General features: G+C 71.5%; 21 protein-coding genes and 1 pseudogene. 8 read left to right on the forward strand and 14 right to left on the reverse strand.

The genetic code is table 11. The annotated features are described in order from the left end of the window. Nucleotides 1-70: 70 nt before the first annotated feature. From JOF43_RS00860 to JOF43_RS00870, 3 genes are read right to left on the reverse strand one after another with little or no spacing between them, the layout of a single operon-like run. Nucleotides 71-898 carry an ABC transporter ATP-binding protein gene (locus JOF43_RS00860; protein ID WP_209897933.1) on the reverse strand — a complete coding sequence of 276 codons (828 nt, stop codon included), beginning with the start codon at nt 896-898 and terminating at the stop codon, nt 71-73. After that, entirely contained in the window at nt 895-1977 is a 1083-nt protein-coding gene (locus JOF43_RS00865; RefSeq protein WP_209897935.1) for a taurine ABC transporter substrate-binding protein, read from the reverse strand. Before JOF43_RS00865 ends, JOF43_RS00860 begins: the two co-directional genes overlap by 4 nt. 5 nt (nt 1978-1982) lie before the next feature. Then, nucleotides 1983-2903: an ABC transporter permease gene (locus JOF43_RS00870; protein WP_209897937.1), complete on the reverse strand. Its 921-nt coding sequence runs from the start codon at nt 2901-2903 to the stop codon at nt 1983-1985. A 283-nt stretch (nt 2904-3186) separates the two neighbouring features. On the opposite strand from JOF43_RS00870, the gene JOF43_RS00875 reads away from it, so the two are divergent. Continuing rightward, nucleotides 3187-4608 (forward strand): sodium/glutamate symporter family protein, encoded by a 1422-nt coding sequence (locus JOF43_RS00875; protein WP_209897939.1) that lies wholly within the window; start codon nt 3187-3189, stop codon nt 4606-4608. A 96-nt stretch (nt 4609-4704) separates the two neighbouring features. Further along, the gene (locus JOF43_RS00880) at nt 4705-6333 is read left to right on the forward strand and encodes an amidohydrolase (protein ID WP_209897941.1); all 1629 of its coding nucleotides are present in this window, start codon (nt 4705-4707) and stop codon (nt 6331-6333) included. 15 nt (nt 6334-6348) lie between these two features. Here the strand turns inward: JOF43_RS00880 and arr are convergent, their stop codons facing one another. From arr to JOF43_RS00910, 6 genes and pseudogenes are all read right to left on the reverse strand, one after another. Further along, nucleotides 6349-6774, reverse strand: coding sequence for an NAD(+)--rifampin ADP-ribosyltransferase (gene arr, locus JOF43_RS00885; RefSeq protein WP_209897944.1), 426 nt, complete (start codon nt 6772-6774; stop codon nt 6349-6351). A gap of 54 nt (nt 6775-6828) precedes the next feature. Continuing rightward, nucleotides 6829-8334, reverse strand: coding sequence for a sodium:solute symporter (locus JOF43_RS00890; protein ID WP_209897946.1), 1506 nt, complete (start codon nt 8332-8334; stop codon nt 6829-6831). A gap of 142 nt (nt 8335-8476) precedes the next feature. Beyond that, a pseudogene (locus tag JOF43_RS00895) lies at nt 8477-8668 on the reverse strand (glucose-1-phosphate thymidylyltransferase); the annotation flags it as partial. 47 nt (nt 8669-8715) lie between these two features. Next, nucleotides 8716-9768 carry a baeRF2 domain-containing protein gene (locus JOF43_RS00900; RefSeq protein ID WP_209897948.1) on the reverse strand — a complete coding sequence of 351 codons (1053 nt, stop codon included), beginning with the start codon at nt 9766-9768 and terminating at the stop codon, nt 8716-8718. Nucleotides 9769-10016: 248 nt separating this feature from the next. Beyond that, complete coding sequence (locus JOF43_RS00905) at nt 10017-10862, reverse strand: polysaccharide lyase family protein (RefSeq protein WP_209897950.1); 846 nt, start codon at nt 10860-10862, stop codon at nt 10017-10019. 11 nt (nt 10863-10873) lie between these two features. Beyond that, nucleotides 10874-12424: an alkaline phosphatase D family protein gene (locus JOF43_RS00910; protein WP_209897952.1), complete on the reverse strand. Its 1551-nt coding sequence runs from the start codon at nt 12422-12424 to the stop codon at nt 10874-10876. 197 nt (nt 12425-12621) lie between these two features. Here JOF43_RS00910 and JOF43_RS00915 point away from each other — a divergent pair, with 197 nt between their 5' ends. Together JOF43_RS00915 and JOF43_RS00920 are read left to right on the forward strand one after the other, a co-directional pair. Next, nucleotides 12622-13767: an adenosine deaminase gene (locus JOF43_RS00915; protein WP_209897954.1), complete on the forward strand. Its 1146-nt coding sequence runs from the start codon at nt 12622-12624 to the stop codon at nt 13765-13767. A 51-nt stretch (nt 13768-13818) separates the two neighbouring features. After that, nucleotides 13819-14265 carry a GNAT family N-acetyltransferase gene (locus JOF43_RS00920; RefSeq protein WP_209897955.1) on the forward strand — a complete coding sequence of 149 codons (447 nt, stop codon included), beginning with the start codon at nt 13819-13821 and terminating at the stop codon, nt 14263-14265. Nucleotides 14266-14394: 129 nt separating this feature from the next. Here JOF43_RS00920 and JOF43_RS00925 read toward each other — a convergent pair whose 3' ends face one another. The 5 genes from JOF43_RS00925 to JOF43_RS00945 form a co-directional block, all read right to left on the reverse strand. After that, nucleotides 14395-16806 carry a HelD family protein gene (locus JOF43_RS00925; RefSeq protein ID WP_209897957.1) on the reverse strand — a complete coding sequence of 804 codons (2412 nt, stop codon included), beginning with the start codon at nt 16804-16806 and terminating at the stop codon, nt 14395-14397. Between the two features lie 290 nt (nt 16807-17096). Continuing rightward, entirely contained in the window at nt 17097-18185 is a 1089-nt protein-coding gene (locus JOF43_RS00930; RefSeq protein ID WP_209897960.1) for a sensor histidine kinase, read from the reverse strand. Continuing rightward, nucleotides 18178-18915 carry a response regulator transcription factor gene (locus JOF43_RS00935; protein WP_209897962.1) on the reverse strand — a complete coding sequence of 246 codons (738 nt, stop codon included), beginning with the start codon at nt 18913-18915 and terminating at the stop codon, nt 18178-18180. The genes JOF43_RS00930 and JOF43_RS00935 overlap by 8 nt, the downstream gene beginning before the upstream one ends. 49 nt (nt 18916-18964) lie before the next feature. Then, nucleotides 18965-19660, reverse strand: a complete 696-nt coding sequence (locus JOF43_RS00940; RefSeq protein WP_209897964.1) for a M15 family metallopeptidase — start codon at nt 19658-19660, stop codon at nt 18965-18967. Between the two features lie 96 nt (nt 19661-19756). Beyond that, nucleotides 19757-20752 carry a LacI family DNA-binding transcriptional regulator gene (locus tag JOF43_RS00945; protein WP_342592054.1) on the reverse strand — a complete coding sequence of 332 codons (996 nt, stop codon included), beginning with the start codon at nt 20750-20752 and terminating at the stop codon, nt 19757-19759. 130 nt (nt 20753-20882) lie between these two features. Here JOF43_RS00945 and JOF43_RS00950 point away from each other — a divergent pair, with 130 nt between their 5' ends. Genes JOF43_RS00950 through JOF43_RS00965 form a run of 4 tightly spaced genes read left to right on the forward strand, consistent with a single transcriptional unit; the run spans nt 20883 to nt 26034 of the window. Beyond that, nucleotides 20883-22850: a glycoside hydrolase family 127 protein gene (locus JOF43_RS00950; protein ID WP_209897966.1), complete on the forward strand. Its 1968-nt coding sequence runs from the start codon at nt 20883-20885 to the stop codon at nt 22848-22850. Beyond that, on the forward strand, nt 22826-24172 hold the full coding sequence (locus tag JOF43_RS00955; RefSeq protein WP_209897968.1) for an extracellular solute-binding protein: 1347 nt from the start codon (nt 22826-22828) through the stop codon (nt 24170-24172). Before JOF43_RS00950 ends, JOF43_RS00955 begins: the two co-directional genes overlap by 25 nt. Before the next feature lie 9 nt (nt 24173-24181). Then, on the forward strand, nt 24182-25159 hold the full coding sequence (locus JOF43_RS00960) for a carbohydrate ABC transporter permease (RefSeq protein WP_245353976.1): 978 nt from the start codon (nt 24182-24184) through the stop codon (nt 25157-25159). Next, entirely contained in the window at nt 25159-26034 is an 876-nt protein-coding gene (locus JOF43_RS00965; protein WP_209897970.1) for a carbohydrate ABC transporter permease, read from the forward strand. Before JOF43_RS00960 ends, JOF43_RS00965 begins: the two co-directional genes overlap by 1 nt. Nucleotides 26035-26108: the final 74 nt, after the last annotated feature.

Consider the following 26108-nt stretch of genomic DNA (forward strand, 5'->3'; position numbering starts at 1 on the left):
TCAGGAACGGTGTTCAGTCTGCCTCACCCGCGGGCTGCGATGAACCACGTGCCCACCGCCGATCCCGATCTCAGTGCTCGATCGCGCCCGCGACCCGTTCCCTCAGGTCGATGAACTCCGGCAATCGGCGCATCTCCTCGCCGAGGGTGCGGCCGGCCTGCGCGGAGAGCGTGACGTCCTGATCGAGCACCACCCGGCCCGGCCGCGCACTCATCACCAGCACCCTGTCGCCGAGGAACACGGCCTCGTCCACGTCATGGGTGATGAAGAAGACGGTGCGGTGCTGGCTGCGCTGGAGGTCGAGCAGGTCGGCCTGCAAGCGGGCGCGGGTGATGGCGTCGAGCGCGCCGAAGGGCTCGTCCATGAGGATCACGTCGGTCTCGTTGGCGAGCACCCGCGCGATCTGCGCACGCTGCTGCATGCCGCCGGAGAGCTCGTACGGTTTCGAGTCGCCGGAGTCCGCCAGGCCCACCATCTCGAGGTACTCCTGCGCCTTCTGCCTGCGCTGCTTCGTACCGACCTTGCGGATCCGCATCCCCAGGGCCACGTTCTCGCGCACCGTGTACCAGGGGTAGAGGTTGGGCTGTTGGAACACGACGCCGCGTTCCGCGCCGGGGCCGGTGATCTGCGCGTCCCGATATCGCGCCGTACCGCCTGTGGGGTCGAGGAAGCCCGCGATGATCTTCAGCAGCGTGGTCTTCCCGCACCCGGAGGGGCCCACCACGCAGACGAACTGTCCCTCGGGGATCTGCAGGTCGGTCTCGGCGAGGGCATGGACCACGTCCCCCGCGTCGGTGATGTAGCGCTGGGAGATGCTCTCGAGGGAGACGACGGGCGAGCCCGCTCGCTTCCCGACCGTCGGGTCGGGCGCGGGGCCGGTCGCGGAGCTGTCGGTCACGGGGCGACCTCCTCGATCGTGTCGGCGTAGGGCATCTTCTCGTACACGGAGTCCTCGGCGAGCGCGTCGATCTCGCGCTGCTGCTCCAGGAACTCCGCGGTGGAGGCGAAGGCCGTCGAGAGCCCGTCCCCACCGAAGAGCTCGGGCCCGGCCTGCTCCTCCAGGGTGGGGTACTGGTAGCCGTCCAGGAGCTTGGTCGCCTCCTCGGGAGTGATGCCGAGCTGGACACCGATGGAGACGGCGGCGAGCTCGGGCTCCTCGTTCATCAGGCGAGTCCCCTCGGCCTGCACCTGGGTCCACATCCGCAGGAAGTCCGGGTTGTCCTCGATGAAGGTGCTGGTTCCGGCGATCAGGTCGAAGGTGGGAGCGCCCAGGCCCGCGCTGTCCTCGCTGGAGAGGATCGGATGGCCCGTCTCGACCAGTTGCGTGAGGGTGGGCTCCCACACCCAGGCGGCGTCGATCTCGTCGCGCTGCCAGGCGGCGAGGATCGCATCGGTGGCGAGGTTGATGACGCGCACGTCGGAGGTCAGCCCCTCCTCCCCCAGCGCCGTCAGCAGCGAGTAGTGCGCGGTGGAGCCGAAGGGGACGGCGATGGTCTTGCCCGACAGATCGGCGAGCGTCTCGACCTCGGGGTCCTTGGCGATGAGGGATTCCGCGGCACCGATGACGTCGCTGACCCAGATCACCTTGACGTCCTTGGACAGCGGCGGGGACGCGGATTTCACCGCGGGGCTCGAGCCCACCTGGGAGATGTCCACGGAGTCGGAGCCGAAGGCCTGGATCACGTCACCCCCGGAGTTCATCTTCATCCAGGTGATGTCCGCGTTCGGCATGCAGGTCTCGAGCAGCTCGAGGTCCTTGACCACCAGGTCCCCGTTGGGGATGGCCTGCCAGGCGATACGTGCGGTGGAGGTGATGGACGGGTCGGGCTCGACGGGGCAGGCGACGGAGCCCTCGAAGTTGTCGGGGTGGCTGGTGCGGCCGGACTGCACGCAGCCGCTCAGCGCCATCACCAGCCCGAGGGAGGCGGCGGCCAGGCGCAGCGTCGCGCTGCGGGGCCGGGTCACGGTGGGGCTCATGGCTCTCAGACCTTTCCGTACCAGGGCGCCAGGCGGCCGCCGATCCACCGGATGCAGCCGTCGAGCGCGACGGCCACCAGTCCGATGACGATGATGCAGGCGATCGTGAGGTCCGTGTTCAGCCGGGTGCCGGAGATGTAGGCGAGACCGCCGATGCCGGGAATGCCGTTGTTCAGCTCCGCAGCGACCACGGTGGTCCAGGCGAAGCCGATGGCCAGGCGCACGCCCGAGAGGATCGAGGCGGTGGCGGCGGGCAGCACCACGAAGCGGGCGATCTCCGGTGGGCCCGCACCCATGGAGCGGGCGGCGGAGATGTAGTCCTCGCGCACGCCGCGCACGCCGTCGATGGTGGCGATGACGATCGGCGGGAAAGCCGCCAGGAACAGCAGCAGGTACTTGGACATGTCGCCGATCCCGACCCACACGATGATCAGGCCGATGTACCCCAGCGGCGGCAGGGCGCGCAGGAAGTTGAGGTACGGGGCCAGGGCCGTGTTGGCCGGTTCCCACATGCTCATGAGGGCGCCCAGCAGGATGCCGCAGATCGCAGCCAGGGCGACGCCCACACCGATGCGCTGCAAGGAAGCGACCAGGTGCTCCCACAGGTAGTAGTTCTGCACGCCGCACACGGTGCGCCCGGTGCCCTCGTCGATCACGAGGCAGCGGTTCGCGTCGATGAAGGCCCCGAGGACAGCCTGAGGACTGGGCAGGTAGAGCGGGTCCACGAGCTTGATCGCCGTGATCAGCCACCACAGGGCGAGCACGCCGACCAGCACCCCGCCCTGCAGCAGGCGGTTGCGGAGGCGACGCCGGGAACGACCACGCCGCGCGGCCCTCGCGACCCGACGCGAATGCGCTCCGTCGTCGTCGGCCCCGGGGCCCGCGGTGGTCGATGCGGGCCGGGTATCATCCGCGTCAGTGCTCATGAGCCGCTTCCACTCCCTCTCCTCTCGCCGATGCGCAGGGTGGACAGTACCGCACCGTTCCGGCCGCCCCCGAGAGGGGTGCAGGCCCCCCGCGAGTGTGCGACACCAGCAGAGGGTTCCGCGCCCACCAGCGCCGATCGTCACCTGATGTTTCTCTCCCAGAGGGCGGGCAGGTCACGGCGCGGCCCGCTGATGCGGGTACGGTCCCCACGACGACGACCACAACGCGCTCCCTCCGACGGCGCCCCTGAGGCGCCCGGGACGGAGCGGCGAGGAGTTCCGCGTGTCCGCTCTGTTCGGCCTGTCCCTCATCGGCGCCTTCTGCCTGCTCGGGATGGTGGTGCGGCGCTGGATCCCCGCCTTCCGCACCAACATGGTCCCCGCCTTCGTGATCGCCGGCTTCCTCGGAGCCATCGCGATGAATGTGGGCCTCTCGGGCGTGTTCGACGGCGTCGACAGCGCACTGTTCGCCGAGCTCACTGCCGTGCTGTTCACGCTGTCGTTCATCTCCATCGGGCTGACCCCGCCGCCGGCGTCCACGAGGACCGATGGCGGGAAGACCCGGAAAGTGCTGCTGCGCGGCGCCTGGGCGATGGGACTGACCTGGACCTTCGTCTTCGCCGTGCAGGCACTGGTGGGGGTGGCCGTGGTCGCGACCACCGGTCGCTTCGGCGGGATGGACGCCATCTACGGATTCATGGTGCCCTTCGCCTTCGCCCAGGGCCCCGGGCAGGCCGTCACCTTCGCGGGGATCTTCGAGCAGCAGGGCTGGGCCGGCGCGGTGGACGTCGGCCTCGCGTTCGCCTCCGCCGGCTTCGCCGCCGCCTTCCTGGTCGGCGTGCCGCTGGCCAAATGGGGCATGAGCAAGGGCCTTGCCACCCACTCGATGGGCATCTCCGACTCCGTGAGCAAGGGCTACTTCCGCGAGGAGGAGGAGACGGAGTCCATGGGCACCGAGACCACTTTCTCGGGCAACATCGACACCCTCACGTTCCACGCCGCGATGATGGGCGTGGCCTACGTGCTCGCGCACGGCCTGGCCTGGATCTTCGGCCATCTCCCCGGGTTCATCGGCGACACCATCAGCGGCATGATGTTCATGAACGGCCTGCTCGCTGCCTACTTCCTGCGCTGGGTGCTGCGGAAGATCAAGGTCGAGCACCTGCTGGACCGCCAGATGCAGGCCAAGATCACCGGTCTCACCACCGACTACGTCGTGGTCGCCTCCTTCATGGCCGTGCAGGCCGCTGTCGTCGCGGCCTGGCTGGTGCCGATCCTGGTCACCGTCGTGCTGGTCACCGCGATCACCGTCGCACTGGTGTTCGCGATCGGGCAGCGCTACGGCAGCGACCACGACTTCGAGCGCACCATGGGCATGTACGGCACGCTGACCGGCACCACCCCGACCGGGCTCGCACTGGTGAGGATCCTCGATCCGCGCATGCGCACCACCACCATGGCGGAGATGGGGCTGATGAACCTGCCCGAGATGCTCTACATCCCCGCCATGCTCACGATCTCCGCCGCCTTCGCGGGCGAGGTGGGGGTCCTGGGTGCCTTCGGCATCATGGCGGCGCTGACTGCTGCGTACTTCGTGATCATGCTGATCACCCGCTGCTTCGGGAGGCGGACCTGGACGCTGGGAGGCACCGTCGCCGAGCCCACCGAGAGCATCCCCACCCCGGCGACGACCGCGGCGGAGTGACCGCCGGGTCACGCGCCCTCCGGGCTCCCGCAGCTCGTGTCCCGAGCCGACCGACGAACCCAACCTCCTGCACCGACTCGACGAAGGAACCCCACCGTGGAGAGGCTCTACCATTCCGGCCGCATCCTGACGATGGCCGACCAGGACGACGCCCCTGAAGCCGTGCTCGTCCGGGACGGGCTCATCGCGTTCGTCGGCGACCTCGAGCCGGCACGTGCGCAGCTCGCGGCCGACGCCGCGGAGGTGGACCTGGCCGGCCGCACCCTCATGCCCTCGTTCATCGACTCCCACGGGCACCTGCTGCAGCACGGGGCGCTCATGGCGCTGGTCGACCTCGAGCACGCCACCTCGATCGCCGAGATCATCGTCGCCTTCCGTGAACGCCTCGCCCAGCGCGACCCGAGGGATGCCTCCCCGCTGATCGGGGCGAAGTACGACCCGAACCTACTGGCCGAGGGCCGTCACCCCACCCGCTACGACCTCGATGAGATCTCCCCCGAGATCCCGGTGTTCGCGCTGCACCGCAGCATGCACGTCGCGGTCGGGAACTCCGTGCTGGTCGAGGGTGCGGGACTCACCGCAGCGACTCCCGATCCCGAAGGCGGGCGTTTCGGTCGCACGGCCGATGGGACCCCGGACGGTTACGTCGAGGAGCATCCGGCCATGGCCGCGTTCATGCCCGTCCTGGATCCCGAGGGGGTCGGCGGCCTGCTTCCCGGCGGCGCGGCCGACCCCACGCGGGCGGTGCAGCTGGCGGCGGAGGACTACCTGCGCCACGGCATCACCACCGCCCAGGAGGGCGCGGCCGACCCCACCACCGTGGACGGCCTGGTGGCAGCCGCCCGGGCCGGAGACGTCGCGCTCGACGTGGTGGTCTATCCCCTCGTCCAGACCGGCACCAGCGTCTACGACGCCCATCCCGACTTCGCCGGCGACTACGTCGGCCGGTTGCGGCTGGGCGGCTACAAGATGATCCTCGACGGGTCACCTCAGGCCCGGTCGGCCTGGATGAGCGAGCCGTATGCGCCGGTCGTGGGCGACGAGGACCCCGGCTGCGCCTACCCGATCCACACCCCCGAAGAGGTCGAGGAGTTCACGCGCGCGGTCGCCGCCCAGGGACGCCAGCTGATCGTGCACTGCAACGGGGACGCGGCCGCCGAGCTGTGGGTCACCACAACCGAGCGCGTCGGCGCGGAGCACTCCGCGCTGCTCGAGGCGCGGCCGGTGATGATCCATGCCCAGACCGTGCGCGATGATCAGCTCGAGCGCATGGCGCCGCTGGGGATGATCGCCTCGATCTTCTCGGGGCACACCTGGTTCTGGGGCGACGTGCATCTGCGCAACTTCGGACCGGCCCGTGGCCGCCGCGTCTCCCCTGCCCGGTCCGCCCTGGACCGTGGAGTGCGCGTCACCATGCACCAGGATTCCCCCGTCACTCCCCCGGACATGCTCCTGACGATCTGGGCGGCCGTGAACCGCATCAGCCGTGCCGGCCGGCCCGTCGGCCTCGAACAGCGCATCTCCACCTGGGAGGCCCTGCGCGCCGTCACCACCGAGGCCGCCTTCCAGTACGGCGAGGAGGACTCCAAAGGGCTGCTCCGAGAGGGCATGCGTGCGGACCTGGTGATCCTCTCCGCCGACCCGCTGGCCACGGCGCCGCAGGAGCTGCGGGACCTCGAGGTGCTCGCGACCATCAAGGACGGGGAGGTCGTGTACGAGCACTGACCCGCTCAGCGCGGATCAGTCGATGATCACGTCCTCGCCCTTCCGCCGCAGCTCGGCGAGGCCCTCCTGCATCGCCGCCACGCTCTCCGGGCTGTGGCGGGGCCAGTCCTCGAGCTCCCGGACCACCCGGACGGGCTCCCGGGTGCGGTAGGAGCGGGTGGGATTGCCCGGGAACCGCTTGTCGGTGACGTTCGGATCGTCCTCGAGCTCTCCCGTCGGCTCCACCACGTAGATGCGCGGCTCGCCGTCGCCGTGCGCGAGCTGGGCGCCCCAGGCCGCGGCGTGCAGGGTCTCGGTGACGTAGACGTGGCTCAGCGCCGTGTCCTCGCGGTAGTTCGAGGGCCGCTCAGGGGTGAGCAGGTCCCCGGGCCGCAGCACGGCCGTGGTGCCGTGGAGGTGGACCCCCTCGGCGAAGACCTCGAAGGGTGCGGGTTCGGTCATCGCGCTCTCTCTTCCTGTGCCTGCTCTCCGGTGCCTGCCGACCCAGCGTCCCGCTCAGCGGAGCTCGCTGTCCACCGATGTGCCTTCCGCGATCTCGACGGGCTCCTCGTGCCGCAGCGACAGCAACCCGCCGACCACGAAGGTGACGATCACGCCGAGCAGCGGGTACCACTGCCAAGCCACCCACACCTCACCGATCACGTACTTCTCCATCACGAAGAAGAAGGCATTGACCGCGACGGCGAGCACGAAGGCGATGTTCGCGTCGACCGCCCGGGCGCGCTTGTTCACGATGCCGAACACGAACGCGCCGAGCAGCCCGCCGTAGGTGATGCCGGCGACGCCCAGGGCCAGCACCACGATGCTGCCTTCGTCGGACCGGAAGACGGTCGCCGGGGCGATGAACGCCAGGCCCCAGCCGATGGTGGCCCAGCGGCCGATCCGCAGGCCCTGCGCATCCGTCATCGGGGTCCTGCGTAGCTTGCCGACCACGTCGGTGACCGTCGAGGAAGACAGCGCCGACAGCGAGGAGGACAGCGTGGACATCGCGGCGGCGAGGATCCCGGCCAGCAGCAGACCGGACAGCCCCGCGGGCATCGCCTCGACGATGAACAGCGGGAACACCTCGTCGTCCCGGGTCAGACCCAGGTCGGCGGGAGTGGCCTGCTGGTAGTAGCCCCACAGGGCCAGGCCCACGGCCAGGAAGATCGCGAACTGCACCGTCACGATCACCCCGGAGACGAGGATCGCCTTCTGGGCCTCGACCTTCGAGCGGCAGGCCAGCAGGCGCTGGACGACGATCTGGTCCGAGCCGTGGGAGGCCATCGCGTACACCGCACCGCCCAGCAGGGACGCGACGAAGGAGTTCTCCCCGCTGATCGGGTTGTCCGCGAACACGAACATCTGCGTCTTGCCGGCCTCGGCCGCGTCACCCAGCCACCCCATCCCGGTGGTGGAGGCCACCAGGAGGAGCGCGATGATGCCGCCGGCGACGTACAGCAGCATCTGGACCACGTCGACCCAGACCACGGCGGTGATGCCGCCGATGAAGGTGTACAGGATCGTCACCACGGAGAGGATCACGGTGATGGCGAAGTAGCTGAGGTCCACGCCGAGCCCGTCGAGGATGACCTTCAGGGGGATCGCGGCGGCGAGCACGCGGATCCCGTCTGCCAGCAGTCGGGTGACCAGGAAGGTCACGCCGGCTGTGGTCTGGGTGCTGGCGCCGAAGCGTTTGCCGAGGTAGGCGTAGGCGGTGACCATCTCCCCGTCGTAGTAGCGCGGCAGCATGAAGAAGGCGACAACCACGCGCCCGAGGATGTAGCCGAGCCCCAGCTGGAGGTAGGCGAGGTTGCCCAGGTAGCTCATCACCGGGATGCCGATGACGGTCAGGGCGCTGGTCTCGGTCGCGACCACGGACAGGCACACCGCCCACCACGGCAGGTCACGCCCACCCAGGAAGTAGCCTTTCAACCCGGTCTGACGACCGCTCAGCTTCAGCCCGAGCCAGGCGGTGGCGACCAGATAGGCCGCGATCACCAACAGGTCGATGGTCTGCATGTGCGCTCTCCTTCGAGGTCATCGGCAGGCCGGGGGCGGCGCTGCGGCCCGGGCGCGTCGACAGGCGGGAGCAGACGGCAGGGCAGTCGCCCATTGGCGCACAGTCGGGCAGGCGGATCAAGCAGGCTGGCCGGTGGGAGGGTCAGACGGGGCGATCCGCGCGCTCGCGGGCCAGGACATCGAGCAGATAGCGGCCGTAGCCGGACCTCAGCAGCGGTTCGGCGCGCTCACGCAGCTCCTCGTCGCTGAGGAAGCCCATGCGTCAGGCGACCTCCTCGGGGGCACCGACGGACCGTCCCTGGCGCTTCTGGACGGTGCGGATGAAGTCGCCGGACGGGATGCCGGGCGCCCGCAGCGCGGCCCCTGCTGGGCCGGGCTGCGTCAGCCGGCGTCCTCGGCGATCTCGAAGCGGAGCACGGCGGCGATCGCGTCGTGGACCTCGGCATCGACGACGCCCACCTGGGCGTCGATCCGGGCGCTCGCGGCGATCAGCGCGGCCTCGTCGGCCGCCTGCCGCTCGCTCTCCAGCAGCAGCGTCTCCACCGCGCCGCGCTCGATCGCGCCCCGCACCGCGCCGATGCCCTCGACGGCCAGGCGGTGGGCCCGGCCGTGGTCGAAACGCTCGGTGAGCTCCTGGGAGCGCTGCGCGCCGGTCTCGGTGGCGAGCTCGCGCAGGGCGTCGGCCAGGGCCTGCTCGGCGCCGTCGTCCCCGATCCCGCCGGCCTCGATCTCCGTGGTGATCTCGGCCAGCGCCACCGGCAGCTCCTCCCGCAGGGCGGTGCGGCCCTGGACCTCCCCGGCCAGGACCAGCAGGTCCGGGTCCCAGTCCCCGGCGACGGTCTCCAGGTGCTCGGCGACGCCGCGGGCGTTCTGCTTCACCGCCTCGTCGGCCCGGCGCTGGATCTGGTTGTGCGAGAGAGCGCCCTGACGTGGCTTGTGCACCGACTCGTCGGAGGTGGCGCCGATCTCCTGCTCGCCCTGCTCGGCCAGCGTGTGCTGCGCGGCGACCACGACCTGGCGGACCAGGGCGCCCTGCTGGTCGGCGACGGCGACCAGCATTCGCACCGAGCGGAATCGTTCGCGCAGGTACGGCCCGAGCTGGGCCTCGTCGGCGAAGTGGGCGGCGTCCCCGGCTCCGAGAGCTGCGTCCCAGGGGGCGTCGAGCAGCAGCCCGGAGGAGCCGGTGACCAGCACGCGGCCGTCGGCCATGACCTCCCCGATGTCCTCGACCAGGATCGCGTCCTCGAGCGGCTGGAGGTGGGCATCCTCCGCCCCGGCCTCGGTGAGCCGGCGACGAAGCTCCTCCCAGCGCAGCCTGACCTGCTGGGCGGCGTCCTCCGCGGGCGAGCGGCCCTCGAGGTAGACGGTGGCGAACGGACCCTCGGCCTCGGCGATCGTGCGAATGGCGTTCAGTGATGTCGTCGTCGTAATCATGTCCTGAGCGCACCACACCTGCCGCCGTCGACCCAAGGAGCGGCCGTCGACGTGCGTGACCGGCAGCGTGCCCGGCTGCGGGCGAGAGCTGCCCGGCAACGGCGCCCCTCCCCTGGATCCTCCAGCTCACCAGGGACGATGCCGTTCTTCGCCCGGAGGCGGGGACCGGCTCGGCGCATCCATGTGCGGGGCGGGGGCGGGCCGGCCACGTGCCAACCAGTCGGTCACCAGAGCGTCGCCGCGCCGCCTCACGTGCGCGCGAACAGTCCCACGGCGTCCCAGGCCAGCCAGCCGCCCTCGGTCAGCTCGAGCTCGAGGACGTTGCGACCGGCCTGCAGCACCTCTGCCGGGACGGCGACCTCATGGAAGGAGCGCCGCAGCGTCGAGCCCGGCACCGTCGCATCGCCTTCGCGGGAGCCGCGTGTGGCACCGAGGGGAAGCTCGATGTCGGTGAGGTGCTCCTCGTTCGCGCGGACCTGCAGGGTCCCACCGAGACGGGTGGTGTCCACGAGCCACACGGCGAGGTCGTGGTCCTCGACGGGCTCCGTCTCGAGCGTGAGAGTCCATCGGGCCCGATGGGGCGTCCTGCCCGCCCAGGCGTCCTCCGGCCCTGGCAGCAGGTAGGGCCAGGAGGCGCCCGGTGAGTCGGTGCCCTGCGTGTAGTCGATGACGGCGTCGGGGAACTGCTCGGGGATGGTCGCGTACCCGCTCGGGGCATGGAGGAACTCCAGGGTGCGTCCGTCGAACGTCCCGATGGCGGCGACTTCGCGGCCGGTGGCGGTCACCGACGGCTGCGAGGCGGAGGTCTCGGGCGGCGAGGGCTTCCCGCGCCTCCCGGCGTCGGAGACGGCCAGGACCATGTACGTCCAGGTCTCCCCCGCCGGGTCGAGACCAGTGTGGCGGTAGAGCGGGTAGACCGTCTTGGCCAGCAGGTCGGTCTCCTCCGTCGTGCTTGGCGCGCTCTCGCCCGGCACCGCATAGATCCGGTAGTGGTCGATCAGCGGGTCCCACCCCAGGGGCTCCCAGGTCAGGGTCGTCGAGGCGAGGGCGGGCTCGGCGCGCAGGCCGGTCACGGTCTTCGGGCGGGGACTCATGGTGGCTCCTGTCAGGCCTGGATGAGGCCGGGGTCGTCGACGGGGGTGGTGAAGCGTGCCGCTCGCTGCTTCGGGGCGGTGTCATCGGCCTCGATCCAGTCCACGACGTGGAAGCTGGAGACCATCTCCCGGCTGCTCAGGCGTACGTGCACATAGCCGCGTCGACCGTCGTAGAGCCGCACGTACTCGTGCTGGAGCCAGTCCTGCGTGTACTCGTCCGTCTCCGCGCCGTCACCGTCGGAGGCGACCGACGTGCACACCAGCTCGACGCCGATCGTCGCGGAGTCGGGATCCTCGAAGTCCGCGCGCAGCTCGGCGGCGACATGCTTATGGATGTCGCCGGTGAGCACGACCGGATTCGAGGAGGCCGCCATCGACTCCAGCAGGCGCCGCCGCGCCGCCGGGAAGCCGTCCCACATGTCGATGCGGTCCTCGGTGATCGCCGCGACCACGACCCCATTGGCGAGAATGTTCCAGGTCGCCGGGGACCGCTCGAGCCGTTCGGTCACCCAGGCCTCCTGTTCTGCGCCGAGCATGGTGCGCTCCTCGTCCAGACGGTCCGCCTCGTCCACCGGTGCCGGATCGCGGAACTGCCGGGTGTCCAGCATCGAGAACCGCGCCAGCGCGCCGACGTCGAAACCGGTGGTGATATCGGTCTCCGGGCCGTCGGGCAGAGCGGTGACGTCCAGGGGCATGTTCTCGTAGAAGGCGCGGTAGGCGACCGCGATGCGGTGGGCGAACAGGTCGTCCGGGATGCCGGTGCTGGAGCCGGTGCCGGAATAGTCGTTCTGGACCTCGTGATCGTCCCAGACGGCGACCGCCGGGACCCGGGCGTGGACCGCCTGCAGGTGGGGGTCGGTCTTGAACAGGCTGTAGCGCAGGCGGTACTGCTCGAGCGTCTCGGCCTCGACGGTGTGCGGGGCCGCGACCTCGGCTCCCTGGCGCCACAGGTTCGACTCGGTGATGCCGTACTCGTAGATATAATCGCCGACGAAGACCACCAGGTCCAGCTCCTCCTCCGCCGCCAGGTGCCGGTGGGCGGTGAAGTGACCGTGGTACCAGGCCTGGCAGGAGACCAGGCCGAAGGAGAACGAGTCGACCTCGGCGCCCGCCGCGGGCAGCGTGCGGAACCGGCCGACGGGGCTGGTCTGCGGACCCACGAGGAAACGGTAGAAGTGCTCGGTGGCGGGCTCGAGGCCGTCCACGTGCGGGTGGACGGCGTGGGCCAGCTCCGGCTGGGCCAGCGCCTGGCCGTGCCGGACGATCTGGGTGAAGGCGGCGTCCCGAGCCACCTGCCAGCGCACGCTGACGGGATGGAGGTCCATGCCGCCGTGCCCGTCCTCGGCCAGCGGCTCCGGTGCCAGGCGCGTCCACAGCACCACCCCGTCCGGTCGCGGGGCACCGCTGGCGATGCCGAGCGAGAAGAGGTCCTCGGACTGCTGTGGCGGATCGGCGAGCGCATCCGGGGCATCGATGCCCAGGGCGATCACGGTGGCGGAGGCCCCGCTGATCTGGAGCAGGCGGCGGCGGCTGAGGGCAGGTGCGGCGGCGGGTGCCGGCATGGGATCTCCTGGGGTGATGGGGTGGGCGCCGCAGCACGATAACCACCCGTGGTAGCGCTCCCATGAACATCAGACGTCGAGTGCGGGAGGATCGTGTCGCTCCCCCTGATCCGCTGCTGCACGCGGCTGACCGCCTTCGGGCCGAGGGGCGAGGCATGCTCTGGCTGGCGACGGGGAACGCGCCGTATCCTGCCTTGATGCAGCTCTCCCCCACCCTCGTGCGCTCACTGCCCAAGGTCGCCCTGCACGACCATCTCGACGGCGGTCTGCGCCCGTCGACCGTGCTCGCCCTGTGCGCGGAGCTCGGCGTCGCGCCGCCCCCGATCGTGCCCGCCCGCGAGGCCGACGGGACCGTCGACGTCCCCGGCGGCGCCGAGACCCCCACCGACCAGGACGTGGCCGATTGGTTCCACGCCGCCGCGGACTCCGGATCGCTGCCCTCCTATCTCTCCACCTTCGAGCGCACCCTCGCCCTGATGCAGACCGCGCCCGCGCTGCGGCGCATCGCGCGGGAGTTCGTCGAGGACATGGTGGCCGACGGGGTGGTCTACGCCGAGACCCGGTGGGCGCCGCATCAGCACACCGCCGGCGAGCTCGATCTCGAGCAGGCCGTGCAGGCCGTCCAGGACGGGCTCGACGAGGGGGCGGCCGCCGCCGAGCGGGACGGGTCACGCATCGTGGTGGGGCAGCTTCTGGCCTACCTACGGCAGCGCGACCCCACCGATGACCTGGTCGATCTCGCCATCGCGCGGCGCGGCACGGGCGTGGTCGGGGTCGATCTGGCCGGGCCCGAGGCCGGATTCCCCGCCGACCGCTTCCGGGCGCAGTTCGAGCGAGCCCGACGTCATGGCGTGCACGTGACGATCCATGCCGGGGAGGCCGACGGGCCGACGTCGATCGCGAACGCGCTGGACTGCGGGGCCGAGCGGATCGGGCACGGAGTGCGACTGATCGAGGACGTCACCACGGCCGATGGCTCGTCGGGCGCCGCCGTGGGCTTCGGCCCTCTCGCCGCGCGGGTGCACCGCGAGCGGATCTGCCTGGAGGTCTGCCCGAGCTCGAACCTCCAGACCGGGGCCGCGCAGGACCTCGCGACCCATGCCGCGGGCGCCCTGCACGAGCGCGGCTTCGCGGTGGCGCTGAGCAGCGACAATCGCCTCATGAGCCGCACCAGCACCTCCCGGGAGATGATGCTGGTCGCCGAGGCCTTCGAGTGGGATCTCGAGGACCTCGAGCACGTGGTGCTCACCGGGCTCGACGCGGGATTCGCCTCGGCCGAGGCGCGGACCGCCCTGCGCGAGGAGGTCGTGCTGCCGGCGTTCCGGGCGGTGCGGGAGGGGTGAGGTCCACCCCTCGTGCAGACCCGTGACCTGGCGTCACGGCGAGGAGGACCCATGGACCACGACCCCGTGGAGACGGCGGTGACGGAGACCTTCGCGCTCCGGCGACGGCTCCTGCGGGCCGACCGCACGGATCTCGATCTGTTGATGGCGGACGACGCGGTCGAAGGGACCTTCCATCTGGCGGTGCTCGATCGGCGGAGCGCCGTGGGCGTCGTGACCGTGGTGCCGTCCGCACCCGAGTTCGATGCCGCCTCACCGGCCTGGCGCCTCCGGCAGATGGCGGTGGACCCGGCGCTGCAGGGCACAGGGATCGGGTCCGCCCTGTTCGACGCGGTGGTCGACCGCCTCCGCCGGCGCCGCGCAGCGACCCTGTGGGCCGAGTCCCGCGACTCCAGCCTGGCGTTCTATCTCGGCCGAGGGATGGCGATCGTGCCGGGACGGGAGCACACGGCGGGCGGAGTCTCCTACACCGATGTCGCCCTGCGACTTCCGGGGTGAGGCGACCACCGCGCCCTCAGCAGCGCTGGGCGCCGCGGAACCTCTGCCCTCCGACCCCGCCCTCACGCGCGCACGGACGAACACGATGACCCGGTGCGCGTCCTGGCCCCGGGCCCTCGACCTCCCGCCTCACCCGGACTGCCCGACCAGCGATCCGCGCGCCCAGGACCCGCCGAGGTCGACGTCGATCGAGCCGCGCTGCACCACGGCCAGGGTCGCCGTCGCGCGGGTGAGGGCGACGTAGAGGGTCGCCAGTCCCCTCTGCTCCACGATGCGATCCGGGCAGTGGACCAGCACGTGATCGAACTCGAGTCCCTTGGCCGCCTCCGGGGCGAGCACCACGAGGCGGGCCCGCAGGTCATCGGCCGAGGCGTCGATCCCGGACTCCTCGAGCACGGCGAGCACCCGCGGCACGTCGGGGGTGAGGAGGGCGCCGCGCCCCTCCCCGCGTTCGCGCCGCGCCCAGGCCGTGATCTGCTCGTCCTCGTCGAGGTCGCCGTCGGCTATCACCGGGAGGTTCCCGGTGGCGCGGACGGCATCGAGGCGCCGCGCATCGGGCCGCAGCACCCGCAGCAGAGGCTCGACGGCCGCGACCAGCTCACGCGGCGAGCGATAGCAGATGCTGAGCTCCTCCACCCGTGGGGTGGCGCGCAGCGCAGCGAGCCTCTCGGGCCAGGTGGTGGTGTCGAGGTCGGCGGAGGTCTGGGCGATGTCGCCGACGACGGTCATGGACTTCACGGGGCAGCGGCGGGCGAGCATCCGCCACTGCATCGGCGTGAGCTCCTGGGCCTCGTCGATGATCACGTGCCCGTACACCCAGGTGCGATCGGCCAGGGCTCGGGTCGCGAGGTCCCGGGTGTCGGCCTCGGCGGAGCGCTCGGCGAGCTCCTCGGCAGAGACCAGGCCCGCCAGGTCCGGGGTCGAGGCGATCACCCGTCGGGCGTGATCGACGCGTCGGCGCCGGGCGGTCTCGGCGGCCGCGGCGTCGTCGGCGTCGTCCTCGCCGAGCAGCTCGGCGGCCTCGTCCAGCAGCGGCACGTGCGCCGAGGTCCAGGGCTCCTCCGCCGTGCCCGCGAGGAGGCTGCGCTGGGCCGGGCTCAGCTGCGGGGCGGTCGTCTCGTCGAGCCCCTCGCGCAGCATCCTGGTGACGGCGCCCTCCGGGGTCAGGCACGGCCACAGGGCATCGAAGGCCTCGGCGACCGCGTCGTCGGCCGCCAGCTCGGCCCGCAGCTGGGCCTCGGTGAGCGCCTCCTGACCTGCCCGATCCTCCTCGTCCTGACGCGGGCCGAGGGCGTCCGGATCCTTCTCCAGGGAGGCGTCCAGCCGCCCGACCTCCGCCTCGAAACCGGACTCGACGTCGGCGAGCAGGGCGGCGTCGGCCTCGGCGACCAGCGCGGTGAGCTCGCCGAGGAGGATCTCGACGAACACCTCGCGGGCGTCGTTGTGGTGCCGGTGCTGCGTGCGGGCGCGCTCGGTGGCGCGCTCGATGCTCTCGCGCGGGATCAGCAGCTCGTCCCCGTCCCAGACCAGGGTGTGGCCCGCGGGTTCGCTCGCGCCCTGCAGCGAGGTGAGGAACGCGTCGAGGATCTCGGCCATCGAGGCCTCACCCAGCAGGCGGGCCACCTCCGGTGCGGCGGGACCGACGTCGTCGAGGCCGGGCAGCAGGCCGGCGATGGTGCTGGTGACGACGTTGGTCTCGCCGAGAGCGGGCAGCACGTCGCCGATGTAGTGCAGGAAGCGGGCCGACGGGCCGATCACCAGCACGCCGCGACGCAGCACCTCCGGCGCGCTGTACAGAAGGTAGGCGGCGCGGTGCAGGGCGACGACGGTCTTGCCGGTGCCGGGGGCGCCCTGGACCACCAGCACGCCGGAGCGCGGGGCGCGCACGATCGCGTCCTGCTCCGCCTGCAGGGTGGCGACCGCCTCGTGCATGCGGCCATCGCGGGAACGGCTCAGCGCGCGCAGCAGCGCGCCCTCCCCGGCGACGCCCTCGGCCCCGTCCGGCCCCTCAGCCCCGTCGACGTCGCCGAAGAGATCGTCGTCCACATGGACCACGGCCCGATCCTCGATCGCGAGGTGGCGCCGGCGCCGCAGCCCCTGCGGGGCGCGGGCGGTGGCGGTGTAGAACGGCTCGGCCGCGGGGGCCCGCCAGTCGATGACCAGGCGCTGATCGCCCTCGCGGATCCCGGCGGGTCCGATGTGCAGGCGCAGGCCGTCCTCCCGATCGAGGCGGCCGAAGACCGCGCCGTGCTCGGCGTGCTGCAGCGCCTTCCGTCGGGCGCCGAGCCGCCGCACCTCGGCGTCGCGCTCGTTGAGGGCGACCCCGTCCTCGGCCACCTGGCCCAGCGCCGCCTCCTGACGCTCGCCGAGCTGGGCGAGCTCGGCGTCCAGCTGGGCGTAGGCACGGTCGACGTGCTGCTGCTCGGCGGCGAGGTGGTCGGCGGTCGGTCGGTCGGCGGGCTGGTCGTCGGAGCCGGGCTGCCCGGAGGCGGGCTGGTCAGCGTTCTGGGGGGTGCGGGCGGGGCGGCCGGTTTCGGGCATACAGAAGCTCCGTCTCTGCGCGCGCGGGCGCGCTGGATCGACCGGGGTTCACGAGGGAGAGCGAAGGATCATAAGCCGAGCGGGGCCATGAGCACAAGGCCCTGGCGCGAACCGCCGAGATCCGCGCCCTGAGCCCGCGGCCCTCCCCGCCGGCAGCGTCGGCCCCATCGGCCCCATCGCATCGGCCGAGAATGTACCGGCACGACCGATGCCGACGGCCGCACCGGTCCTGCGGCCAGCAGAACTCGCGCATGGGCGCGGGAGCGGGAGCGCTGGCGGGGGCGGGGTGCTCAGCCCGTCCGCGGCAGACGCACCGTGGCGATAAGGCCGCCTGCAGTGCGCGGCCTGAGGTCGAGCGTGCCGTCGTGGGCGGCCACGATGCTGCGCACGATCGCGAGCCCCAGGCCGGCCCCGACGTGGTCACCGCGGTGCTCACGGAGACGGTCGGTGCCGCGGCGGAAGGGCTCGGCCAGGGTCCGCACGAGCGCCGGGGAGATCACCTCCCCGGTGTTCTCGACCTCGAGGGTGCTGCCCCTCGGCCCGCTGCTGAGGCGCACGACCACCCATCCGCCGTCCCCGCTGTTGTGGACGATCGCGTTCTGGATCAGATTCTCGACCAGCCGCGACAGCAGCGCGGGCGAGCCGTGCACCTCCGCGGGCACGCCGGTCACCTCGAGGGTGATGCCGCGGCGCTCCGCCATCTCGAGCAGCTGCTCGGCCGCTTCCTCGGCGAGCAGGGAGAGATCGACGGTCTCGGGGTCGAAGGAGCGGGCGTCGGCGCGACTGAGCAGGAGCAGCGCCTCGGTCACCGCGATCGCCCGGGCGTTGACCGCGTGCAGGCGCTCGACCAGTTCGCGATCCGTCCCGTTCGGGTCCGATCGAGCCACCTCCAGGAGGGTCTGCGAGGTGGCCAGGGGCGTCCGCAGCTCGTGGGAGGCGTTGGCGGCGAAGCGTCGTTGCTGGGCGACATGGTCCTCGAGCCGCTCGAGCATGACGTCGAAGGTGTCGGCGACCTCCCGGAACTCGTCCTGCCAGCCCGGCATCCGCACCCGGTGCGAGAGAGACCCGTCGGCCGCTGCCCGAGCCGCCTCCCCGATCCGCTCGAGCGGGACCAGCATCCGCCCGGCCAGGAACCAGCCGCCCACCAGTCCGAACACGAGCAGGAAGACCATGGCGGCCGCCGCGGCCGGGGCGAAGGCACGCACCAGGTCCGAGCGGTTGGGGACGAAGCCGCCCCGGGTGGTGATCGCCGAATCCGGCACGTACCGCAGCAGGAACACCCACACCACCGCCAGCAGCAGGGCGCCTGCCAGCATCAGGAAGAGCGCATAGCTCAGGGCCAGACGAGTACGGACGCTCGGGCCGGGGGGCCTAGTCATGTGCGTCCTCGCCCGTGGACCTCGGCCCGGGATCGGCCGACGAATCCGGCTCCTCCCCTGCTTCCGGCGCACCCGCATCGATCCGGTATCCGACGCCGGGCACGGTGAGGATCAGCCACGGCTCCCCGAGCCGCCGGCGCAGCGCCGAGACCGTGATGCGCACGGCGTTGGTGAAGGGGTCGGCGTTCTCATCCCATGCCCTGGCCAGCAGGTCCTCCGCGCTGACCACTCCACCCTCGGCCGCCACCAGCACCTCGAGCACCGCGAACTGCTTCCGGGTCAGCGCCACGTAGTGGTCGTCGCGGAAGACTTCGCGGCGGAACGGATCCACCCGCAGCCCGGCGAACTCCCGCACCGGGGGTCGGGACCGGGACCGGCGCCGGTCGAGCGCCCGCAGACGCAGCACCAGCTCGCGCAGCTCGAAGGGCTTGGTGAGGTAGTCGTCGGCCCCGAGCTGGAAGCCCGACTCCTTGTCGTCGAGCCGATCGGCGGCGGTGAGCATGAGGATCGCGGTGCCGGAGCCATCGGCGATGATGCGCCGCGCCACCTCATCGCCCGAGGGCCCGGGGATGTCCCGGTCCAGCACGGCGACGTCGTACTCATTGACGGTGAGGAGCTCGAGGGCGGTGTCCCCGTCCTCGGCCACGTCGGCGGCGATCGCCTCCAGGCGCAGCCCGTCGCGCACGGCGTCCGCCAGGTAGGTCTCGTCCTCCACGATCAGCACCCGCATGGGCCGAGCCTATGATCCGGGGCGGTCGGGCGCCGGTTGCGACGCCGGCTCACGAGGACAGCCTGGGATCCTCGGTGGGATCGGCGTACGGCGCCGGGCACCCCTCATCAGCGGCGTCGGAGCGCAGCTCGTAGTGCCAGGGCTCGTTCGCATAGGTCCGGCAGAGCCCGTACTCCTGGCCGTGCTGGGCGAGCCAGGAGGTGGCGTCGGCCGGACCGAGATCGATCGCGTCGCCCGAGACGTGCGAGGAGGTCTCCGCCGTGGCGACCCACCGCGCCGCCTCCTCGCGCGAGCCGTGCTCGTCGATCGCGTCCTCGAGCAGGCTCTGCTGGTAGTCGGCAGAGCGCCACCCGCTGTTGACCTGGAACGTCACCCCGTCGCCCCGGGCGTCGGCGGCCGCGTCACGCAGGGCGCCGAGGAGATCCGGCTCGAGGTTCCCGACCGCGGGCAGCTCGTCGTCGAAGACCGTGACGATCTCGTCGGAGGGCAGCAGGCCGTCGTCCTCATCGAGGCCGGTGCCCGGGAGCAGCTCGATGACCGACGGGACCACCGGGGCGCCTGGCATCACGGCCGCCCGGACGGTGAGGCCGACGGCGAGCAGGGACACGACCAGGAGACCGAGCACCACGAGGGTGCCCAGGGTGCGGGCGGGACGCGAGCGGCCACGGGAGCGGCGACGGGAGCGGCCGGGACCGACGGGATGGGACGCGTGGTGCGTGGGGGCGACAGCGCTGTGTGATCTCATGCCTCCACTCAAGACAGCGGGGCGTTGCGAGGGCGTATCCGAAAACGCATACGCTCGCGATATGTGGCCCGCGGGCACGGTGGGTCGGCCGTCGCCTCATAGGCTCGAGCCGCGCACCTCCAGCCGGGGAGGGAGCTCCTGGCGACGCGGAGGGTCGGCCTCTCCCTCGACGAGGTCGAGCAGGGTGCTCCCGGCGAGGCGGCCGAGCTCGGTGAGCCCCATGTCCACGGTGGTCAACGGCGGGCGCGAGGCCATGGCCATCACGTCCCAGTTGTCGAAACCGGTCACCCGCACCTGCCCGGGTACGTCGACGCCCTGCTCGCGGAGTCGGTCGGTGACACCACGGGCGATCTGGTCGGATCCACACACGAAGGCGTCGGCGTCGGGATGCGAGGCCAGCAGCATGTCCACGGCGTGGCGCCCCCATTCCTCGGACCAGTGGCCGAACAGGGGCGGGGTGATCAGGGACTGCCCGAGCACGTCCTGGACGGCGAGCGCCCGCGCGGAGGCCGAGTGGTGGCGCTCCGGGCCGGTGACGTGGACGATCCGCCGCGACCCCATGGCCTGCAGGTGCTCGGCCGCCATCGCCGCCCCTGCGCTCTCGTCGACCACCACGGAGTGGTCCGTCGGATCGACCGAGGGCGAGAGCGCGTAGACGGTGGGGATCGCCAGGCCGATCGACGGGCGGGGATCGGTGGTGCGCCCGGTGATGATGAGACCGTCGACCCGTCTGTCCTGGAGTGACTGCAGGTAGTGACGTTCGCGCAGGACGTCGTCGCGGGTGTCGCACAGGATGATCGCCATCCTCCCCGCGGCGAGCGCATCCTCGACGCCGCGCAGGAGCGGGATGGTGAAGCGCCCGAAGCTGTCGGTGGTCAGCAGTCCCACGGTGTAGGTGCGGGTATCGGCCTGACCGCGCCCGGAGCGTCCGGGGACGAACCCGAGGCTCGAGGCGGCCTCCTTCACCCGGGTCCTGGTGTCCTCGCGCAGCTGACCGGTGTCGTTGAGCGCCTTCGAGGCGGTGCTCACGGACACCCCGGCGAGCTCGGCGACATCCGCGATGCGCGGCATCGGCGTCGGCGTGTGGGGCACATGTCCTCCTGGCGTCGTCCGGGCGCGGTGCCCGGGGCGGGGGTTGTCGCACGACGGCGACCGTGCCATTATCGACACAGAAACATAGTTTCCGCACTTTCCGCAATGAAGCACCCCAGTGAGGACCTCCATGACCACGGCTCCGACCGCGCTCGCCGCCCCCGCGATCCCCACCGCTCACGCGAGCGTCGCCCGCCGCCCACTGGCTCCCGGCGACGCCCGGATCACCGGCGGCTTCTGGCACACCCGCCAGCAGCGCAACCGGGCCGAGGCCCTGCGTGCGGGCTACGAGCAGCTCGAGGACTCCGGCACGTTCCGCAATTTCCGCATCGTCGGCGGGGCGGAGCAGGGCGAGGCCTCCGGCATGATCTTCCAGGACTCCGACGCCTACAAGTGGCTCGAGGCCGTCGCCTTCGAGCTGGGCCGCCAGGAGGATCCCGACCTCCGCGCCATGGCCCGCGAGGCCACGGCGATGATCGCGGCGGCGCAGCAGAGCGACGGCTACCTCAACAGCGTGCACACCCTGCGCCACTCCCCCGAGGACCGCTACTCCTCCATGGCCTGGAACCACGAGCTGTACTGCTACGGCCATCTCATCCAGGCGGCGGTCGCACTGTCCCGCAGCGCCGGTGACGACGAGCTGCTCGCCGTCGCGCTGCGGATCGTCGACCATCTGCGCACCGTCTTCGGGCCCACAGCCCGCCACTCCACCTGCGGCCATCCCGTGATCGAGATGGCGCTGATCGAGCTGTACCGCCTCACCGGCCGCGACGAGATCCTCGAACTGGCCCGGTTCCTCCTCGACGTCCGCGGCGGCGAGGAGCGCTTCCCCGGCGTCGCGCCGGGGCCGGAGTACTTCTCCGCCGGCGTGCCGGTGCGCGAGGCCCGCTCCGTCGAGGGCCACGCGGTCCGCGCCCTGTACCTCTTCGCGGGCGCCACCGACCAGGCGATCGAGGACGGTGACGCCGAGCTGCTGGCCCGAGCCGAGTCGGTGTTCGCGGACCTGATGGCCACCAAGACCTACGTCACCGGCGGCATGGGCGCCCGCTGGGACTGGGAGGCCTTCGGTGACCCCTTCGAGATGACCACCGACCGCGGCTACGCCGAGACCTGCGCCGCCATCGGCGCGATCCAGTGGGCCTGGCGTCTGCTGCTGGCCACCGGCAAGGCGCAGTACGCCGAGGCGATCGAGCGCCTGCTGTTCAACGCCTTCCTGCCCGGCGTCTCCCTGGCCGGCACCGAGTTCTTCTACGTCAACTCCCTGCAGCTGCGCGAGGGGGCCAAGGCCGACCAGGGCCGTTCGATCGCGCACGGCCGACGTGCCTGGTTCGACTGCGCCTGCTGCCCGCCGAACATCATGCGCACCTTCGCGAGCCTCGACCACCTCGCCGCCACCACCACCCCCGACGGCCTGCAGCTCCACCAGTACGCCACCGGCACCTGGTCCACCGGCGAGGGGCCCGACCGTCTGCGCGTGTCGGTGGCGACCGAATACCCCACCGACGGCCTGGTGCGGATCACCATCGAGGAGGCCCCCGCGGAGGTGCGTGCGCTCACGCTGCGGATCCCCGCCTGGTCGCGCGGGGGCGCGCAGCTCACCCACCGCGGCGCCGAGGTGCCGCTCCCGTCGGCCGAGGCCGATGCCCCGGGTCCCACCAGCGCCGAGATCCGTACGACCTTCCAGGCCGGCGACGTGATCGAGCTGCGCCTGGACGTCGCCGCGCGCTTCGTCGGCGCCCATCATCGCCTCGACGCCTCGCGTGGCGCCGTCGCCCTGGAGCGGGGCCCGCTGGTCTACGCACTGGAGGACGAGGACCAGGACGGCTTCGGGCACGTCGACGACGCGGCCGTGGACCCGGGCGCGGCTCTGGTGCCCGGCGCGGCGATCCCCGCCCTCGACGGCGCGGTGCCGCTGGCCGTCTCCGGCAGCGCGGTCACCGTCTCACCCGCCGCGGCGGCGTGGCCCTATCCCATCCACGGCAGCGCCGACGCCGAGGTGACCCGCACCCCCGCCACCTGGTCGGCGATCCCGTACTACGCCTGGGCCAATCGCTCCGTCGGCCCCATGCGAGTGTGGCTCCCCCTCGAGGCCGACTGATGCTCTCGCGGCGCAGCCTCCTGCGCGGCGGTCTCGCCCTCGGGGCGGCCGGCGCGGGGGTGAGTGCGCTCGCCGCCTGCGCCGGCACCCTTCCCCCGGTGGACACCACCGCCGAGGGGTTCGGGCAGGAGGCGACCGGGACCGTCACCGTCTGGTGCCGCGCGGCGACGCAGACCGCGATCCAGGCGGCCGCGACCTCGTTCAACACGCAGCACGAGGACCTCGAGGTAGTGGTGCTGCCCATCCCGGACGCCCAGTACGTCACCAAGCTCGCCACCTCGATCCGTGGCGCCTCCGTGCCGGACGTCGTCGACTTCGACCTCATCAACTGCCCGCTGTTCTATGTGCGCGACGCCTTCGCCGACCTCACCGAGCTGGTCTCGGGCCTGGAGTTCCGCGACGTCCTCTCCGCCGGTCACATGGGGCTGGTCACGCACCAGGAGCGGATCTACGGGATCCCGTTCATCGGCGACTACTCCACCCTGTTCGCCAACACCGATCTCCTGGGCGAGGCCGGCTACCAGCTCGCGGACGTGGCCGGCAGCCTCGAGTCGCTGATGACGACCTGCCACGCGCTGCAGACCTCCCTGCCGGACGTCAGTCCGTGGATGTTCCCCGGCAACGCCTCCGGCGCGATGGGCTTCACCATCCAGCCCATGATCTGGGCGGCCGGGACCGACCTGCTCACCGGGGAGCTGGGCGAGCAGTCCGGCAACATCACCGGCAACGACGCTCTCGAGGCGGTCCTCGAGTTCCATCGCCAGCTCTGGGTCGACGAGCTGGTCCCCCGCCGCGCCTTCGTCGAGGACGGCGCGCAGTGGGGGCACGACTACCGCTCCGGGGAGGTGGTGTTCTTCCCCGGCGCCTACGGCTCGGCGGTCGCGGAGGCCGACGAGGCCTTCCGCCCGATCTCCCAGAACGTGCTGCTGCCCGGACCCGACGGCGGCCGGGCCACCTTCTCCGGCGGGGACAACATGTGCCTGCTCAACGGCGCCCCGAACCCCTCCGGGGCCTGGATGTTCATGCGGTACACGCTCGAGCTCGAGGTGCAGCGCTCGCTGCCCGACAGCGGCTACATGCCGATCCGCTCCGACAGCGCCGACGCCGGCTTCGCCGCGGACTACGAGCAGGCCGTCGTGCCCGTCACGCACCTCGACGAGGGCTATGTGCCCACCAGCCTCGCGTACAACCTGCTGTACAACCAGTCCGCCAGCCCCTGGCTCGCCATGATCCGCCGCGCGGTGTTCGACGGCGACGTGCCCGGGGCGATGGCCGAGGCCCAGTCCGAGTACGACCGCATCCTCACGCAGACCCAGCTCTAGGAGAGCGCCATGACCGCACTCGACGCCGAGATGCGCGAGCCCGGGAGAGCGACTGCCGCCGCCGCCTCGCGCGGGACGACCACGGCCCGAGGGCCCCGACGGTCCCGTCGGCCCCGTTCCCTGACCCACCGCCCGCTGACCGGGGCGCTGCTGGTGGCACCCGCGGTCGCCCTGGTGACCTTCTTCGCCCTGGTGCCGCTGGTGCTGGCGGGCTACATCTCCTTCACCAACTGGCCGCTGATCGGTGAGTACCGGTTCGTCGGCCTCGACAACTACACGCAGGCCCTCCGGGACCCCGGGATGTGGAAGGCGCTGCGGTACACGCTGATCTACACCGCGATCGTCACCGTCCCGATCCTCCTGTTCGGCTACGGCCTGGCCGTGCTGGTGCGGGCCAACCGGCGTGGGTCCACCCTGCTGCGCACGGTCTTCTTCCTCCCCTACGTCGTCGGTCTGACCACTCTGAGCTACATGCTGGTGCTCGAGGCCCAGCCCGATTCGGGCGTCCTGAACCGGATCCTGAAGGCGGTGGGGCTGAGCGACGGCAGCACGGCCTGGCTGCTCGACGGGGTGCTCGGCACGATCCTGCTCTCGGGCCTGGTGATCTGGGCGGTGCCGGGCCTGACGATGATCCTGCTGCTCTCGGCGATGCAGGGGGTGCCGGCCGAGGTCTACGAGGCCGCGGACATCGACGGGGCCGGCTGGATCCGACAGGAGCTGTCCCTCACCGTGCCGATCATCCGGCCCGCGATCGGGATGTCCCTGATCATCTCGGTGATCGGTTCCTTCCTCGCCTTCAACCAGTTCTACATCCTCACCAAGGGCGGTCCGGGCACGGACACCATGACCATCGTCGGCTACATCTACAACCGCGCCTTCGTCGAGCTCCAGCTGGGATCCGCCACCGCGATCTCGCTGATCCTCGTGGTGGTCACGGCCTTGATCACCATCGCCCAGTTCGTGCTGCTGAGAGGAAGTGACGAGTGATGCCCCGTTCCCGCGCCTCCACGTCGGACCGCCAGGCCGGCTCCTCGGACCGCCGCGCCGGGCCCTACGCCCTGCTCGGGGTGCTGTTCGCGCTGATCTTCACGGTCCCCCTGCTGTGGTCGATCCTGCGAGCCTTCCAGCCGCACGAGGTCATCCTGGGCACCCCGGGCTGGAGCGAGATGTCCGACCTGACGTGGGAGAACTTCTCCTTCTTCCTCTCTTCGCAGGGCACCATGCTGCGGCCGGTGCTCAACAGCATCGTGGTCTCGCTGTCCACCGCGGCACTGACCGCACTGGTGGCGACGCTGGCCGGCTACGGCTTCTCGAAGTTCGCCTTCCGCGGCTCGCGCGTGGCCTTCAGCCTGATCCTGCTGACGATGATGGTGCCGTTCCAGGCGATCCTCACGCCGCTGTACCTGCTGATGAACTCCGTCGGACTGACCGATTCCCTGGTGGGCCTGGTGCTGTTCTCGACCAACTTCGCCCTGCCCTTCGGCATCTTCCTCATGAAGAACACGTTCGACACCGTGCCGCAGGCGCTCGAGGACTCCGCGATCATCGACGGAGCGGGGACCGGGCGGATGCTGGTCGACGTGCTGCGGCCGATGATCCTGCCGGGGATCGCGAGCTCCGCGCTCTACGCCTTCCTCACCTCGTGGACGGAGTTCCTCGGCGCGCTGACGTTCCTGACCTCGGAGAAGTACTTCACCCTGCCGGTGGCGCTGCTGAACATCCAGGTGGGCACCTACGGGGAGGTCGACTTCGGGCAGCTGGTCGCAGGCTCCGTGATCGCGATGATCCCCTGCGTCGTCCTCTACGTCAGCCTGCAGCGGTTCTACGTGAGGGGCCTGGCCGCCGGCGCCGTCAAAGGCTGACCAGGGCCGACACGGGCGTGACCCCACCTCGCGCCGGCCCGACCCCGGCGAAGCTGCCGCCTCTACTCTGCCCC

The organism is Brachybacterium sacelli (genome assembly GCF_017876545.1).
Classification (GTDB): Bacteria; Actinomycetota; Actinomycetes; order Actinomycetales; family Dermabacteraceae; genus Brachybacterium; species Brachybacterium sacelli.